Below are 15,115 nucleotides of genomic sequence, written 5' to 3' on the forward strand. Positions count from 1 at the left end.
CGGACATCTGTCCGCCGGGGAGTTGCCTGCATCGAGCCTGTGGCCTGCCCGGTTCAAGCCGACTTGAAGCGTGCCATCAATTCGGCCCGGCCCGGATCGGTTAGCGTCGCAGCCGCACCGAATTCGAGCGGCTTCAGCAGATCCGCCGCCGGATAGAGGATCGGATTGTCCAGCACCTCCTTGGGCAGCAGCGCATTGACCCGCGCATCGGTGGAAGGCGCACCGTTGGCCAGGTGCTCCTTGACCGCGACTTTCGGGTTCATCAAATAGTTGAGCAAGGCATAGCCGGCAGGCTTGTTCGGCGCATCCTTGGGTATTGCGTAGAAGTCGGTCCAGATCTCGCCGCCTTCCTTGCCAAGCACGTAGGCGATTTCGGGGATGTCGCGGTGGAGCTGCGCCCCGTCATTGGTCCAGCACATCGTCATCCAGGCGTCGCCGGCACGCATCGACGGCTGGTAGTCGCTAGAGACCGCGAACAGATGCGGCTTGACCTTCAGCAGCAATTCCTCCGCCTTGGCGAGTTCGTCCGGCTTCAGCGAGTTGAACGAGAAGCCGAAATATTTCAGCGCGTTGCCGATCGTGGTCAGCTGGTAATCATGAACCATGGTCCGGCCGTCGCCCTCCGCCATGGCCGTGTCCCAGAATTCCTTCCAGCTCGTCATCGGCTTGGTCAGTTTCTTGGTGTTGACGGCAAAGCCGGTGGTGCCCCAATTCTTCGGCACAGCGTAGGTCACGCCGTCGATGGTGCCTTCCCCAGTGAAGCGCGGGTCTTCTTGCGAGCCGTCATAATTGGCAAGCTTGGCCATATCCAGCGCTTCGATGATGCCAAGCTTCTTGTAAGTCGAGATCGTGTAGTTGGTCGGAACGAAAAGGCTCCAGCCCGAGGCGCCGGCCTGCAGCTTGGCCAGCATCTCCTCGTTTGACCCGAACACGTTCACCTCGACGGCAACGCCGGTTTCGGCCTTGAAATTCTCGAACGTCGCCGGGTCGTGATAATTGGGCCAGGTGGCAATCGACATGCGGTCGCCAAGCCCCTCCTGGGCGAAGGCTGGCGACGGCACGATGCCGAGTTCGCGGGCCATTACTGCCGTTGCGATGCCTAGGCCGGTGAGGCCAAGGAACTCGCGGCGGCCGATGGAACCGCGCTTGAGGCGCATCAACTGGTCGACGAATTTTTCAGGGCTTATCGGCAGTCCGTCACGATACGATTTCGACATTTTTGTTTTCCCTCTGGTTGGTCACGTTATTCTCCGGAAACGCCAGCGGCGTTCCGGCTGTAAAGCCGACGGCGACGGGTTCACCCGGCTTGAAGAGATTTCCACCGCCAACCAGATGATCGGCCTTGGCGAGCAGTGTCCCGATGCCTTGGACCTCGATTGCATATTCCGCGGTGGAACCGAGAAAGATCCGGTTGCGGACAAGCCCGTTCAGCCGGCCGCTTCCGGGCGCGCCGAGACTTAGGGATTCAGGACGCAGGCTGACCGAGACGGCTTCGCCCTGGGCTAGCGAAGTGCGCTTGCGCGCGGCGATGACGGTGCCGTCGGCAAGCGCTACCTCGACGAGCTTGCCCGAGAGCCCGACGACCTTGCCGCTCAAGAGATTGGTCTTGCCGACGAAATCGGCGACGAAGAGGTCGGCGGGTTCGTCGTAGATTTCGCTCGGCTGCCCCAGCTGGACGATGCGCCCGCCATTCATGACGCAGACGAAATCGCTCATCGACAGTGCCTCTTCCTGATCGTGGGTGACCAGGACGAAGGTGATGCCGATCTCGCGCTGCAGGTTCTGCAGCTCTATCTGCATTTCGGTGCGCAGCTTCTTGTCGAGCGCCGCCAGGGGCTCGTCGAGCAGCAGCACCGCCGGCTTGTTGACCAGCGCCCGCGCCAGGGCGACACGCTGCTGCTGGCCGCCGGAAAGCTCATGGATCTTGCGGCGTCCATAGCCGGCAAGCCGAACCATGGCGAGCGCCTCGCCTGCCTTCAGGCTGATCTCCCGCGACGACAGGCGCGGCCGCGCCTGGCGTAGGCCATAGGCGACGTTGTCCGCCACATCCAGATGCGGAAACAACGCATATTGCTGGAACACCATGTTGACCGGCCGCCGATAGGGCGGCGTGCCGGCCATGTCGCGGCCACGGATGAATACCACACCTTCGCTTGGCTGTTCGAAACCGCCGATCATGCGCAAACAGGTTGTCTTGCCGCAGCCGGACGGCCCGAGCAACGCGACAAAGGCAGACGGCGGGATGGCAAGATCGATGCCGCTGACCGCGATCACGCTGCCGTAGCGTTTGGTGACCCCGCGAAACTCGATGTCGGGCACTGCGGTCAAAGCTGCGGACTCCGGCGGCTAGTTGGTCTCGAAACGCTATCAGAGCCAATGGCGGCTAGTATATACCTCCCAGGTGGTATATTTCGTCTATTTTCTCGTCTGGAGGGGTATGAATTGGGCGTTTCACGCAGCGATGAATACAGCCGGCTCGCTGCGCTCATCGCAGCGACGCGGGAGACGAGCGGCGAGCTTTTCGGCAAGGCGATGGTCGCCTGGCTCCGCCAGCATGTCAGCTTCGATCATTGCGTGATCTTCGGCTATCGCGGCGCCTCACGCCCGCCGCTGCTGTTCGAGACATTCTCGCCGGCCGAAAGCCATGTCTTCGTCGCGCTCTATCAGGAAGGGCCTTATCTGCTCGATCCGTTCCACCATGCGGCAGTCGAGCGCAAGGAAGGCTTTTGGCGCATGCGCGAATTGGCGCCGGATCGCTTCTATGCCAGCGAATATTACCGCTCCTATTACAGCCAGACCAGGCTTGCGGAGGAGGTCGGTTTTTTCGTGCCGCTGCCGGGAAAGGACGCGCTGGTGGTCTCGCTAATGCGATTGCGCGCTTCGGGGCCGTTCGGAACCGCCGATGCCAGGTTGCTGCGCGACATGGCGCCTGCGGTGATCAGCCTCGTCAGGCTGCGCTGGCCTACCCTTCCGGCTGACGGACCGGTTGGGACGAAGCAAGACGAGGCGATTGCTCCGGCCAGTGAGTTCGAACGTGCTCACATCTGGAAGAGCCTTTCGCTCACGCCGCGCGAACAGCATGTCGTCGATCTGGTGCTTCAGGGCCATTCCACGGAATCGATTGCCAGGGCGATGCGCATCGTGCCGGGAACCGTAAAAGTTCATCGCCGCAACATTTACCGCAAGCTCAAGATAAAGTCGCAGGCGGGTCTGTTCGCGCGTTTTGTCGAGATCATGGACGCACGGATTCGGTAGTCCCAAGTTCAACCGGCAGCGCCGTCCCAGGAACCGGTTTCGGCCATCTGCCTGAGCCGGGGTGCCACTCGAAAGACATCCTTGCCGGTCTGCTGGTGCCAGTGATCCAGCCGCCGGATGATCTTGTCCACGCCTTCGAGGCTCGCCCAGAACATCGGCCCGCCCTTGCCGACCGGGAAGCCGTAGCCGTTGACCCAGACGACGTCGATATCGGAGGCGCGGGCGGCAATCTTGTCCTTGAGGATTTTGGCGCCCTCGTTGATCATCGGATAGAGCGTCCGCTCGATGATCTCCTCGGCGCCGATCGCGCGCGGTGCAATACCGCGCTCGGCAGCCTTGTTGCGGATCAGCGCCTCGACATCGGGATCGGGCAGCGGCGTGCGCGAACCGCCTTCGTAGCGATAGAAGCCGCTGCCGGTCTTCTGGCCGAAATGTCCCTGTTCGCACAACGCATCGGCGATCACGGCCGTCTGGCCACGCGCCTTGCGGTTGCGCCAGCCTATGTCGAGGCCGGCGAGATCGCTCATCTCGAACGGCCCCATCGGCCAGCCGAAATCGGTGAACACCTGGTCGACCTGGCGCGGCATTGCGCCTTCCAGCAGAAGCGTCTCCAGTTCCGCACCGCGCGCCGCCAGCATGCGGTTGCCGACGAAGCCGTGGCAGACGCCGACAACGACCGGCACCTTGCCGATCCGCCGTGCCAGATCGACGATGGTCGCCAGCACGTCGGGCGAAGTCTTGTCGGCGCGGACGATTTCCAAAAGCTTCATGACGTTAGCCGGCGAAAAGAAATGCATGCCGAGGAGATCTTGCGGCCGCGACGTCGAAGCGGCGATTTCGTTGACGTCGAGATAGGAGGTGTTGGTGGCGAGGATCGCGCCCGGTTTGGCCACGGCATCGAGCCTGCCGAAGACATCCTTCTTGACCGCCATCTCCTCGAACACGGCCTCGACGATCAGGTCGCAATCGGCAAGATCGGCATAGTCGGTGGAACCCTTGAACAACCCAAGCCGTTGGCGCTTGGCGTCTTCGCTCAGCGAGCCGCGGATGACGGAAACGGCATAATTCTTGTTGATCGTCGCCAGCCCGCGCTGCAAGGCCTCGTGTGTCGCTTCCAGCAAGGTCACGGGGACGCCGCCGTTGGCGAACGCCATGGCGATGCCGCCGCCCATCGTGCCGGCGCCGATGACGCCGACCCGGGCGATCTTGCGCCTGACGACGTCCTTGCCGGCAATCTTTGCCGCCTCACGTTCAGCGAAGAACAAATGCCGCTGCGCGCGTGATTGGTCCCCGGCGACAAGCTTGACGAACAGGTCGCGCTCCGCCGCCAGCGCTTCGTCGAAGGGCAGCGTCAGGGCGTTGCGGATCGACTGCGCACAGGCGATCGGCGCCTCGAGGCCGCGTGCTTTGCCGGCAAGCACTGCCGCTTCCTTGTCGAACGCCGGCAAGTCGGCCTGGTCGAGGCGATCATTGCGGTCGCGCACCGGCGTGAACGGACCGCCTTTCGCGGCCGTTTCGTTGGCGAAATTCACCGCTTGCGCGGTCAGGTCGCCATCGAAGACGGCATCCACCAGGCCGGCGGCGAGCGCCTCGGCCGCACCGATCGGCGTTCCCGAAACGATCATGCTGAGTGCCTTCAGCGGACCAACCAAGCGCGGCAGGCGAACCGTGCCGCCGCCGCCCGGCAGCAGGCCGAGCTTGACTTCCGGCAGGCCAAGCCTTGCCGTTCGGTCGGCAACACGGAAATGGCAGCCGAGCGCCAGTTCCAGGCCGCCGCCGAGCGCAGTGCCGTGAATGGCCGCGACCGTCGGCTTGGCGATGGTTTCCAGCATGGCGACTAGGGCGCCCAGGTCCGGTTGCCGCGCCGGCTTGCCGAATTCGGTGATGTCGGCGCCGGCGACGAAGGTCCGCCCGGCACATGCTATCACGATTGCTCGGACCGACGGCTCGTCGCGCAGGGAAACGAGCGCCTGCATCAGCGGCTCGCGCACATGGAAGGTCAGCGCGTTGACCGGCGGATTGTCGATGCTCACCACCGCGACGTTGCCGTGCCTTGTAGTGCTGACGAAATCGGACACGCAAACCTCACGCAATGATGTTGGCCAATAGCGCGACGGGATTTACAGCGCTGGCATGCGGATGGGAACCACGTGTTTTGCGGGCCGGATCGATATCCCCTCGCCGCCGGGTGGCCTTGCCTTAGCGCAGCGCCTTCTGCCCACCGGCGGCGGTGATGACGCCGACGATGATCAGCCCTGTCAGCACCAGGCGGACGCCGACGCTGACGCCGAATGTGTTGAGCATGGTCAACAGCAGCACCAGGAACAGCGCCGCGCCCCAGACCCCCGGCACATTGGCCTTGCCGCCCGCCACCGACGTGCCGCCGATGACGACGACCGCGATTGAGGCCAGCAGATACTCATTGCCGATATCGACATTGGCGCCGCGGAAATAGCCGGCGAGCAGTGCGCCGTCGAGGCCGCCGAGCGCGCCCGACAGCGTGTAGGTGAGGAAGCGGGTGCGGCCGACATTGACGCCGGCCAGCCAGGCAGCGCGGATGTTCTGGCCGATCGCCAGCACCGAGCGGCCGTAGATCATGCGCTGCAAAACGATGCCGGCGCCGATGGTGAACAGCACGGTGAGGATCGCCAGCACCGGGATGCCGAAGACCTGCCAGTTGGTGAAATCGGCAAAGCCCGGCGGCGGCTTGATCTGCAGGCCCCGCCCATAGCTGATATCGACCGACTGGATGACGAAGCTGGCCGACAGCGTCGCGATGATCGGCGGAATGCGCAGCGCCCAGATCAGCAGATAGTTGACGGCGCCGATCGCCATGCCGCAGGCAAGCGCTGCCAGCAGGCCGACCGCGATCATCGCATCATTGCCGTCCATGACCTTCATGGCGACGGCGCTGGCAAGGCCGATATTGGCCGGCAGCGACAGGTCGACATTGCCCGGCCCGAGCGTGATGACGAACATCTGCCCGACGCCGACGATGACCGTGAAGACGGCGAGCGACAGCGCCGCCGTGATCATGCCGCCGCCGCCATAGCCGCCGGTGAAGGCGATGGTCGCCAGCCACACCAGCAGCGCCCCGAAGAACGACCAGATCCAGGGTCTGGCGAGCAGTGTCCGCAGCGAAGCCATGCTCACCTCTCCCTGCGGCTGATCAGCACCCGCGCCGCCAGCACGATGATCAGGATGGCGCCATTGGCGGCGACCTGCCAGTCGGGCGGAATGTGCATGAACGTCAAGAGGGGCGATGCCGCCAGCGCCAGCGTCAGCGCGCCGATGACGGCGCCGATCGGCGACACCCGGCCGCCGACGAACTCGCCGCCGCCGAGGATGACGCCGGCGATCGAAAGCAGCGTGTAGCCATTGCCGATATTGGCATCGGCCGAGGTGGTGATGCCGATCAGCGCCATGCCGGACAAAACGCCGAACAGGCCGGTCAGCGCAAACAGGGCGATCTTGGTGCGCAGCAGCGACCAGCCGGCGCGTTTGAGTGCGGCTGAATTGCCGCCCGATCCACGCAGGATGACGCCGTAGGAGGTGCGCATCAGGCCAAAGTGGACGACGGCTGCGATCAGCAATGCCGCGATGATCGGGAACGGAATGAAGGGTGGCTTGAAGGCCATCAGCGCCAGCAGCCAGTCCGGCGCCTTGCCGCCGGGCTTGGGCAGGATGAGGATGGCCATGCCCTGCCAGACAAAACTCATGCCGAGCGTCACCACGATAGAGGGCAGGTTGCGCAGATGGATCAGCGCGCCGAGCAGCGCGTAGACGCCGATCGACCCGAGCAGGATCACGACGCCGAGCAGCGGCGCGTCCTTCAGCCATGTCGCCGTCACGCAGCCGACGAAGCCGACAAAGGTGCCAATCGACAGATCGAGCTCGTTGCCGGCGATGACGAACATCTGCGCGATCGTCGCCAGAGCGATCGGGATCGCCAGATTGAGCATCAGGCTGAAACCGAAATAGCTGATGGCGCGCGGGTTGAGCCAGGCGATGGCGATGAGCACCAGCGCCAGCGACAGTGCCGGCAGCAGGCTGCGCAGCATGCGCGCCCGCCTCGTGGCGCGAGCCGAAGATTTTAGCCCATTCTCGACGGATACCGCTGTCATCTCAGGCCGCATCGCCGAACGAGGACTGGATGATCTTTTCCTCCGTCAGTTCGTCGCGACGAAGATTGGCGACGATCCGGCCGTTCTTGAACACATAGATGTGGTCGCAATTGTCGAGCTCTTCGGTTTCGGTGGTGTACCAGAGGAAGGTGCGGCCATGGCGAGCCTCTTCGCGCACCAGGTCGTAGACTTCGAGCTTGGTGCCGATGTCGACGCCGCGCATCGGATCGTCCATCAGCACGATCTTGGCGTCGGAGCCGAGCGCCCGCGCGAACAGCGCCTTCTGCTGGTTGCCGCCGGACAGCGAGAAGATGTTGTTGTTCATGTCGGGCGTACGGATGCCGATTTTCCGCTGCCACAGCTCGGCGAGCTCGGCTTCGCGCTGCGGCGAGATCAAGAGGCCGTTGCGCAATCGCGCCAGCGAACGGATGCCAATGTTCTCGGCAATCGACCATTGCGGAAAAATCCCGTCCGACTGGCGGTCGCCGGCAACCAGCGCCACCGGCGCGGTGACCTCGATGCCGGTCTTGGCACGGGAAGCCGCAGCAAAGATAGCCAGCAAAAGATCGGTCTGCCCATGCCCGGCAAGTCCGGCAAGGCCGATGATCTCACCGGCACGGGCGACGAGCTCGTTGCCGTCCTGCTGTCGCGCCGGGCGCGCCCGGACCCGCAGCGGGCCGGGCTCCGGCTTGCCGCTCGCAATCTCTGCGGCGGTCTTCTCGCGCGCCTCCGCTCCGCCCATCGCCGTCACCAGCCTGTCGCGGTCGAAGGCGTCGGCCTGCCCGGCGGCGACCACCTTGCCGTCGCGCATCACCACGATGCGGTCGGCATTTCCGAGCACTTCGCCCAACACATGCGAGATCAGGATGCAGCTCTTGCCGGCGGCGATGAAGCGGCGCACGAACGCCAGCAGCTGGCCGGCGGTATGCGCGTCGAGCGAGGATGTCGGCTCGTCGAGGATAACCAGCTCGAGCGGCTCCTGCGTGACCGTGAAGGCGCGCGCCACCTCCACCATCTGCCGGCTGGTGATGGAAAGATCACCGACGATGTCGGATGCCGAGATGCTGTGGCCGGGGAAGATCTCGTCGAGCTTGGCGGCGATCAGATCGGCCGCCTTGCGCCGCCAGCCGAAGCCATGCAGCGACGCGTGGTTGATCCGCGTGTTCTCGGCGACGCTGAGGTTCGGGCAGAGCGACAGCTCCTGGAACACACAGCGTATGCCGAGCTGCTGCGCGCGCGGCACCGAATAACTTGCCTCGACACCGCCGCGGACCGCGATCTGCCCGCTGTCGGGGGCAAGCGTGCCCGCCACCATATGCATGAGCGTCGATTTTCCGGCGCCGTTATGGCCGACGAGACCGACGCATTCTCCGGCACAAACGCTGAAATCGACACCGGCGAGCGCCCTGACGGCGCCGAAATGTTTTTCGGCTCCGTCCAGTCTTATGATGTCCAAACTGACGGCGCCGAAAAGCTTTTCGGCGCCGTCCGGCATGATGATGTCTGCATTGGCCTCGGGCATCCCTCAACGATACCCGTTTATCCGTGGCGGCAACAATAGTGCCATGCTCACTTGATGTTGGCCTTGATCGCCGCGATGGCGTCTTCCTGCGTGTATTCGTGGCTGGCGACGCCGCCCTTCGGAATCTTCGGCAGCGCGGCCTCGAAATCGTCCTGGGTGAAGGCAAGATAGGGCACCAGCAGGTCGTGCGGCACGTCGGTGCGGCCGTCGAGCACCTGCTGCGCCACCCAGAAGGCAAGCGTCGATACGCCCGGTGCGATCGATGCCGACCAGGTCTGGTAACCGTCCTTTTCCTTCTGCTCCTTCCACCACTGCAACTCGTCCTGGCGATTGCCCATGATGATGGTCGGGCGTGGCTTGCCGGCGGCGGCGAAAGCCTGCGCCGCGCCGTAGCCGTCACCGCCCTGGTCGACGACCCCGACAACATCCGGCAGCGAAGGCAGGATCGTCGCTACGGCTTTCTGTGCCGTGGTCTGGTCCCAGTCGCCGGTCACCGAGCCGACGATCTTGAACTCGGGATGGGCAGCGACGCCTTCGAGGATGCCGGCATGGATGGCATCGTCGATCGAGGTGCCGGCGAGGCCGCGGATTTCCAGCAGGTTGCCGCCCTTGGGCTGGAACTTGGCCATCTGCTCGACTTCCTGCTTGCCCATGTCCTTGAAGTCGACAACGACGCGGTAGGCGCAGGGTTCGGTGACGATGCCGTCGAAGGAGACGACGACGATGCCGGCGTCGCAGGCCTGCTTGATGGCGCCGTTGAGCGCATCCGGAGACGCCGCGTTGATGACGATCGCGTCATAGCCCTGCAGGATCAGGTTCTGCACCTGGGCTGCCTGCGTCGGCACTTCCTTGTCGGCCGTCGTGAAGACGTCCGCGGCGCCGACCACCTTGTCGGCAACCGCCTTCTTGGTAACGATGGCGTAGCTGTCCAGCATCGCCTGCCGCCAGGAATTGCCGGCGTAATTGTTGGAGAAGGCGATTTTCTTGCCGCTGGTGTCGGCAAGCGCTGTACCTGCGGCGAGCATCGCCGCAAGAGCCCCCAAAACGAATATTTTCCTCATGTCATACTCCTCCCGTGAGTTGCTGTCTTACTGGTGGTTAATGGCTGGCTGGTGGGTATTGGCTGATACGCTCACAATCTTGTTTTTTATCTATTATCAGACAAATGCAGATAGGCGGCAAGCTGTCAACAGCAATCCATGGCCGGCGATCAACTTGCGGTGCAATCATTGAAACCGGTTCGGCTCCTGGTCTAGGGATGGCACTGGAGACCGATCGAATGGCGACGAACCTTGCCCCGGGTGCACCCGGCATTCCGGCGCGCTGGACCTCGAGCGCCAAGAGCGGCGTCGGCACCGCGCTGTCGCCGGCCTGCCCGATCTGGTTCACCATCAGCCACGGTATCCTCAACGAGATCTACTACCCGCGCCTCGATAGCGCCTGCACCCGCGATCTGGGGCTGATCGTCACCGGACCCGACGGCTATTTCTCGGAAGAAAAACGCGACGCCGAACACAGTATCGAACCCCTGGCGGACGGGGTGCCTGCCTACCGGCTGGTCAACACCGCAAGCGATGGAACCTACAGGATCGACAAGCGCATCCTGACGGATCCGGAACGTCCCGTCTTGCTGCAGGAGATCATGTTCACGCCGCTCAAAGGCGCGGCCGCCGACTACCGCGTCTACGCGCTGCTGGCACCGCACCTCGTCAACGCCGGCATGGGCAACACCGCCTGGATCGACGACCATGAAGGACAGCCTGTCCTGTTTGCATCGGGACGCGGCACCTGCCTGGCGCTCGCCTCGTCGCTGCCGTGGAAGGTGTGCTCGGCCGGCTATGTCGGCGTCTCCGACGGCTGGCAGCAGCTTCGTCAAGGCGGCCGGCTCGATCCGGCCTGCCGCAGGGCCGAGGACGGCAATGTCGCGCTGACCGGCGAGATCGCCTTTTCGGCTGCGAACCCCAAAATATTGCTGGCACTGGGCTTCGGCACGGCGCCGCAACAGGCGGCGGAAACTGCTTTCGCCAGCCTGAAGCAAGGTTTTGGGCCCGCAGCCAGATCCTACGTCGACAAATGGCGCAAATGGCAGGCCGGATTGCTGCCGCTGGACCGGCATGCGGCGTCCGGCCTCAACAGCTACCGCCTCAGCACGGCGGTGCTGGCGGCACACCGCTCGTCTGCCGGAGCAGCCGTTGCCAGCCTGTCGATCCCGTGGGGCTTCAACAAGGGCGACGACGACCTCGGCGGCTATCACCTGGTCTGGCCGCGCGATCTGGTCGAAACCGCCGGCGGCTTCCTCGCCGCCGGCGACCCGGCGGAAGCCCTGCGCATCCTTGGCTATCTGCGCGCGATCCAGGAGCCGGACGGCCGTTGGCCGCAGAACGCCTGGCTCGACGGATCGGCCTATTGGCCGGGCATCCAGATGGACGAATGCGCCTTCCCGCTGCTGCTTGCCGACGCACTGCGCCGCGCCGGCCATTTGCCGCCTGCCGCACTCTCCTCCTTCATGCCGATGATCGAGCGCGCTGCCGCCTATGTCGTGCGCAACGGCCCCGTCACCGGCGAGGACCGCTGGGAGGAAGACGCCGGCTACAGCCCGTTCACGCTTGCCGTCGAGATCGCCGCATTGCTAGCGGCTGCGGACATCTTCGATGCCGCCGGCAAAACAGAGCCGGCAAACTATCTGCGCGAAACCGCCGATGTCTGGAACGATCAGATCGAACGCTGGACCTACGTCGCCGGTAGCTCCTCGGGCGATGAAGCCGGCGTCGAGGGCTACTATGTCCGCATCGCCCCGCCCGACAAAGCCGGCGCGGCATCGCCGAAAGACGGCTACGTCCCGATCAAGAACCGCCCGCCGGCGGATACGGACCGGCCGGCCAAGGCGATCGTCAGCCCGGATGCGCTGGCGCTGGTCCGCTTCGGCCTCAGGGCAGCCGACGATCCGCGCATCCTCGACACGGTCAAGGTCATCGACGCGCAATTGCGCTGCGAACTGCCGCAGGGCCCGCTCTGGTACCGCTACAATGGCGATGGCTATGGCGAGCATGCCGACGGCGCGCCCTTCGATGGAACCGGCCGGGGCCGGCCCTGGCCGCTGCTGGTCGGCGAGCGCGCTCATTACGAGCTGGCGGCAGGCCGTAGGGATAGTGCGGCAAGCCTGCTCAGGACGTTCGAGAACTCTGCCGGACCGGGCGGCCTGCTACCGGAGCAGGTCTGGGACGGTCCCGACATGCCGGAGCGCGAATTGCGGCATGGCGGGCCCTCCGGCAGCGCCAAGCCGCTGGTCTGGGCGCATTCCGAGCACATCAAGCTGCTGCGGTCGCTGCGCGACGGCACGGTGTTCGACATGCCGCCGCAAGGCGTCAAGCGCTATATCGAGGGCAGGACGGTGTCGCGCTTCAGGGCATGGCGCTTCAACCACAAGATCCGTACCATCCCGGCAGGCAAGGCGCTGCGCATCGAACTTCTGGCCCGGGCGCTGGTTCATTGGAGCAGCGACAATTGGGCAACCGTCCATGACACCGAGACCACCGCGAATGCTTTCGGCATCCATCTTGCGGAATTGCCGGTTGCCGAGATTGCTCCGGGCAATAGCCCGGGCAATAGCATTGTCTTCACTTTCTTCTGGCCCGATAGCGGCCATTGGGAGAATGCTGACTTTTCTGTCGGCATCGGCGATACCGGATAGAGCATGATCCCGCAAAGTGGAGACCGGTTTTCGGAAAAGATCATGCTTCAATCACAGCGCCACTAGATCATCGATCCCTCAAGTAAGGCAGGACGAGACCATGCAGATAGGAATGATGGGACTGGGCCGGATGGGCGCCAACATGGTTCGGCGCCTGCTGCGTGATGGCCACGAATGCGTCGTCTACGATATTAACCCGGCGAGCGTCGCCGCGCTTGTGAGCGCCGGCGCGGTCGGAGCCGCCTCGATGGAGGAGTTCGTCGGCAAGCTGGCGAAGCCGCGCAGCGCCTGGCTGATGCTGCCTGCGGCGATCACCGGCAAGATCGTCGACCAGGTGGCTGCCCTGATGGAGCCGGGCGACATCATCATAGACGGCGGCAATTCCTATTATCACGAGGCCGTCGACCACGCCGCGCGCCTCGCCTTGAAAGGCTTGAGCTATGTCGATGTCGGCACCAGCGGCGGCGTCTGGGGCCTCGAGCGCGGCTACTGCCTGATGATCGGCGGCCCCGACAGCGCGGTCCAGCATCTCGATCCGGTCTTCGCAACGCTGGCGCCGGGCGCCGACGCCGCTTCGCCCGCCCCTGGCAAGGATGCCGGAACCGCTCCCTTCGGCTATCTCCACTGCGGACCAAGCGGCGCCGGCCATTTCGTCAAGATGGTCCATAACGGCATCGAATATGGCGTCATGGCCGCCTATGCCGAAGGCATGAACATCCTGAAGTCGGCGAATGCCGGCAAACGGCAGCGCACCGTCGACGCCGAAACCAGCCCGCTGGAAAACCCGCAATATTACCAGTTCGACATCGACATCGCTGAAGTGGCCGAGGTCTGGCGGCACGGCAGCGTCATCGGCTCGTGGCTGCTCGACCTGACGGCCGGCGTACTGAAGGCCGATTCGTCGTTGACGCAGTTCGGCGGGCGGGTCTCGGATTCCGGCGAAGGCCGCTGGACGCTGAAGGCGGCGATCGACACCGGCGTGCCGGCGCCGGTGCTGTCCTCGGCGCTGTTCGACAGGTTCTCCTCGCAAGGCGAATCCGAATTCGCCGACAAGCTTCTGTCCGCCATGCGCTATGCCTTTGGCGGCCATGTCGAAAAACCCAAAGCCGGCTCGTGACGGGCGACAGGGAGGCACGCCCATGAGCCCGGAACGATCGGACATGCTGGTGCTTTTCGGCGCCACCGGCGATCTCGCCCACAAGAAGATCTTCCCCGCCCTTTACGCCATGGTGGCCAAAGGGACGCTGAACGAGCCGGTGATCGGCGTCGCCTTCGATCCCTGGGACCTCGCCAAGCTGCAGGCGCGCGCCCGCGACGGCATCGTCAACGCCTTGGGCAGCATCGACGACAAGATCTTTGCCAGGCTTGCATCGCTGCTGCGCTATGTCAGCGGCGACTATCGGGCGCCTGCGACCTTCGAGAAGCTGAAGACCGCGCTCGGCAGCGCTGAGCGGCCGCTGCACTATCTGGCGGTGCCGCCGGCGATGTTCGAGGTGGTCGTCCAGGGGCTGGAGCAGTCGGGCGCCGCCCAGGGCGCGCGCCTGATGGTGGAAAAGCCGTTCGGCCACGATCTGCAATCGGCGCGCTGGCTGAACCGGGTGCTGCATCTGGTCTTCGACGAGAAGTCGATCTTCCGCATCGACCATTATCTCGGCAAGGAGGCGATCCAGAACCTGCTCTATTTCCGCTTCGCCAATTCCTTCCTCGAGCCGATCTGGAACCGCAATTACGTCGAGAGCGTGCAGATCACCATGGCCGAGGATTTCGGCGTCGAGGGCCGCGGCCGCTTCTATGACGAGGTCGGCTGCATTCGCGACGTCATCGCAAACCATCTGCTCAACATCCTCTTGCTGCTCGCCATGGAACCGCCGGTCGGCCGCTCGGCCGACGATCTCATCGACGAGAAGGTGCAGGTCCTGCGGGCGATCCGGACGCTGACCAGGGACGATGTGGTGCGCGGCCAGTTCGACGGCTATCTCAAGGAGCCGGGCGTGGCGCCGAACTCGCCGGTCGAGACCTTCGCGGCGGTGCGCTTTTTCGTCGATACCTGGCGCTGGCAGGATGTGCCGTTCTTCATTCGCGCCGGCAAATCCCTGCCGGTGCACGCCACCGAGGTCATCGTGCGGCTGAAGCGGCCGCCGCTCGACGTCTTCGATCCGATCACGCCCGGCGACTGCAATCACGTGCGCTTCCGCATCGATCCTCAGGTGGCGATCTCGATCGGCGCCCGGCGCAAGGCGCCCGGCGATGACATGGTCGGCGAACAGGTCGAGCTCACCGCGCTGGACGATTCGAAGGGCGACATGCCGCCTTACGAGCGGTTGATCGGCGACGCCATGAACGGCAACGGCCAGCTGTTCACCCGCCAGGACGCCAGCGAGCTCGCCTGGCGAATCGTCGGCCCGGTGCTCGGCGACACCACGCCGCCCCCTGTCTACGCGCCAAAGACATGGGGGCCGGCCGAAGCCATGGCTGGATTCGGGCCGCCGAACGGCTGGATCAATCCGGCGAAATGATTTCTGG

General features: G+C 64.5%; 11 protein-coding genes. 4 read left to right on the forward strand and 7 right to left on the reverse strand.

The annotated features are described in order from the left end of the window. Positions 1–53: 53 nt before the first annotated feature. Both NKI58_RS13260 and NKI58_RS13265 read right to left on the reverse strand, forming a co-directional pair. Positions 54–1,217 carry an ABC transporter substrate-binding protein gene (locus NKI58_RS13260; protein ID WP_352594122.1) on the reverse strand — a complete coding sequence of 388 codons (1,164 nt, stop codon included), beginning with the start codon at positions 1,215–1,217 and terminating at the stop codon, positions 54–56. Continuing rightward, entirely contained in the window at positions 1,198–2,328 is a 1,131-nt protein-coding gene (locus NKI58_RS13265) for an ABC transporter ATP-binding protein (RefSeq protein WP_352782916.1), read from the reverse strand. Before NKI58_RS13265 ends, NKI58_RS13260 begins: the two co-directional genes overlap by 20 nt. A 114-nt stretch (positions 2,329–2,442) precedes the next feature. Here NKI58_RS13265 and NKI58_RS13270 point away from each other — a divergent pair, with 114 nt between their 5' ends. Next, positions 2,443–3,255 carry a helix-turn-helix domain-containing protein gene (locus tag NKI58_RS13270; RefSeq protein ID WP_352594124.1) on the forward strand — a complete coding sequence of 271 codons (813 nt, stop codon included), beginning with the start codon at positions 2,443–2,445 and terminating at the stop codon, positions 3,253–3,255. An 8-nt stretch (positions 3,256–3,263) separates the two neighbouring features. On the opposite strand, the gene NKI58_RS13275 is transcribed toward NKI58_RS13270, so the two are convergent. The 5 genes from NKI58_RS13275 to NKI58_RS13295 all read right to left on the reverse strand — a co-directional run bounded on the left by NKI58_RS13275 (position 3,264) and on the right by NKI58_RS13295 (position 9,962). Continuing rightward, complete coding sequence (locus NKI58_RS13275; RefSeq protein ID WP_352782914.1) at positions 3,264–5,333, reverse strand: 3-hydroxyacyl-CoA dehydrogenase NAD-binding domain-containing protein; 2,070 nt, start codon at positions 5,331–5,333, stop codon at positions 3,264–3,266. 121 nt (positions 5,334–5,454) lie between these two features. Next, positions 5,455–6,402: an ABC transporter permease gene (locus NKI58_RS13280; protein ID WP_023678189.1), complete on the reverse strand. Its 948-nt coding sequence runs from the start codon at positions 6,400–6,402 to the stop codon at positions 5,455–5,457. 2 nt (positions 6,403–6,404) lie between these two features. Continuing rightward, entirely contained in the window at positions 6,405–7,379 is a 975-nt protein-coding gene (locus NKI58_RS13285; protein ID WP_023678190.1) for an ABC transporter permease, read from the reverse strand. A 1-nt stretch (position 7,380) separates the two neighbouring features. Beyond that, positions 7,381–8,874, reverse strand: coding sequence for a sugar ABC transporter ATP-binding protein (locus NKI58_RS13290; protein ID WP_352574915.1), 1,494 nt, complete (start codon positions 8,872–8,874; stop codon positions 7,381–7,383). A 74-nt stretch (positions 8,875–8,948) separates the two neighbouring features. Then, complete coding sequence (locus tag NKI58_RS13295; protein WP_352574532.1) at positions 8,949–9,962, reverse strand: ABC transporter substrate-binding protein; 1,014 nt, start codon at positions 9,960–9,962, stop codon at positions 8,949–8,951. 218 nt (positions 9,963–10,180) lie between these two features. On the opposite strand from NKI58_RS13295, the gene NKI58_RS13300 reads away from it, so the two are divergent. The 3 genes from NKI58_RS13300 (at position 10,181) to zwf (ending at position 15,108) form a co-directional block, all read left to right on the forward strand. Further along, complete coding sequence (locus NKI58_RS13300) at positions 10,181–12,592, forward strand: glucan 1,4-alpha-glucosidase (protein WP_352827561.1); 2,412 nt, start codon at positions 10,181–10,183, stop codon at positions 12,590–12,592. 100 nt (positions 12,593–12,692) lie between these two features. Then, positions 12,693–13,709 (forward strand): phosphogluconate dehydrogenase (NAD(+)-dependent, decarboxylating), encoded by a 1,017-nt coding sequence (gnd, locus tag NKI58_RS13305; protein ID WP_352569460.1) that lies wholly within the window; start codon positions 12,693–12,695, stop codon positions 13,707–13,709. 22 nt (positions 13,710–13,731) lie between these two features. Next, complete coding sequence (zwf, locus tag NKI58_RS13310) at positions 13,732–15,108, forward strand: glucose-6-phosphate dehydrogenase (RefSeq protein ID WP_352827564.1); 1,377 nt, start codon at positions 13,732–13,734, stop codon at positions 15,106–15,108. Positions 15,109–15,115 lie beyond the last annotated feature (7 nt).

Origin of the sequence: Mesorhizobium sp. M0522 (assembly GCF_040321085.1) — a bacterium.
Taxonomy (GTDB): Bacteria; Pseudomonadota; Alphaproteobacteria; order Rhizobiales; family Rhizobiaceae; genus Mesorhizobium.

What these genes read in the sequence shown, in the direction of transcription:
- NKI58_RS13260 (WP_352594122.1), bottom strand. Translation starts at nt 1,217, where the DNA reads ATGTCGAAATCGTATCGTGACGGACTGCCGATAAGCCCTGAAAAATTC.
- NKI58_RS13280 (WP_023678189.1), bottom strand. Translation starts at nt 6,402, where the DNA reads ATGGCTTCGCTGCGGACACTGCTCGCCAGACCCTGGATCTGGTCGTTC.
- NKI58_RS13285 (WP_023678190.1), bottom strand. Translation starts at nt 7,379, where the DNA reads ATGACAGCGGTATCCGTCGAGAATGGGCTAAAATCTTCGGCTCGCGCC.
- NKI58_RS13290 (WP_352574915.1), bottom strand. Translation starts at nt 8,874, where the DNA reads ATGCCGGACGGCGCCGAAAAGCTTTTCGGCGCCGTCAGTTTGGACATC.
- NKI58_RS13295 (WP_352574532.1), bottom strand. Translation starts at nt 9,962, where the DNA reads ATGAGGAAAATATTCGTTTTGGGGGCTCTTGCGGCGATGCTCGCCGCA.
- NKI58_RS13300 (WP_352827561.1), top strand. Translation starts at nt 10,181, where the DNA reads ATGGCGACGAACCTTGCCCCGGGTGCACCCGGCATTCCGGCGCGCTGG.
- gnd (WP_352569460.1), top strand. Translation starts at nt 12,693, where the DNA reads ATGCAGATAGGAATGATGGGACTGGGCCGGATGGGCGCCAACATGGTT.
- zwf (WP_352827564.1), top strand. Translation starts at nt 13,732, where the DNA reads ATGAGCCCGGAACGATCGGACATGCTGGTGCTTTTCGGCGCCACCGGC.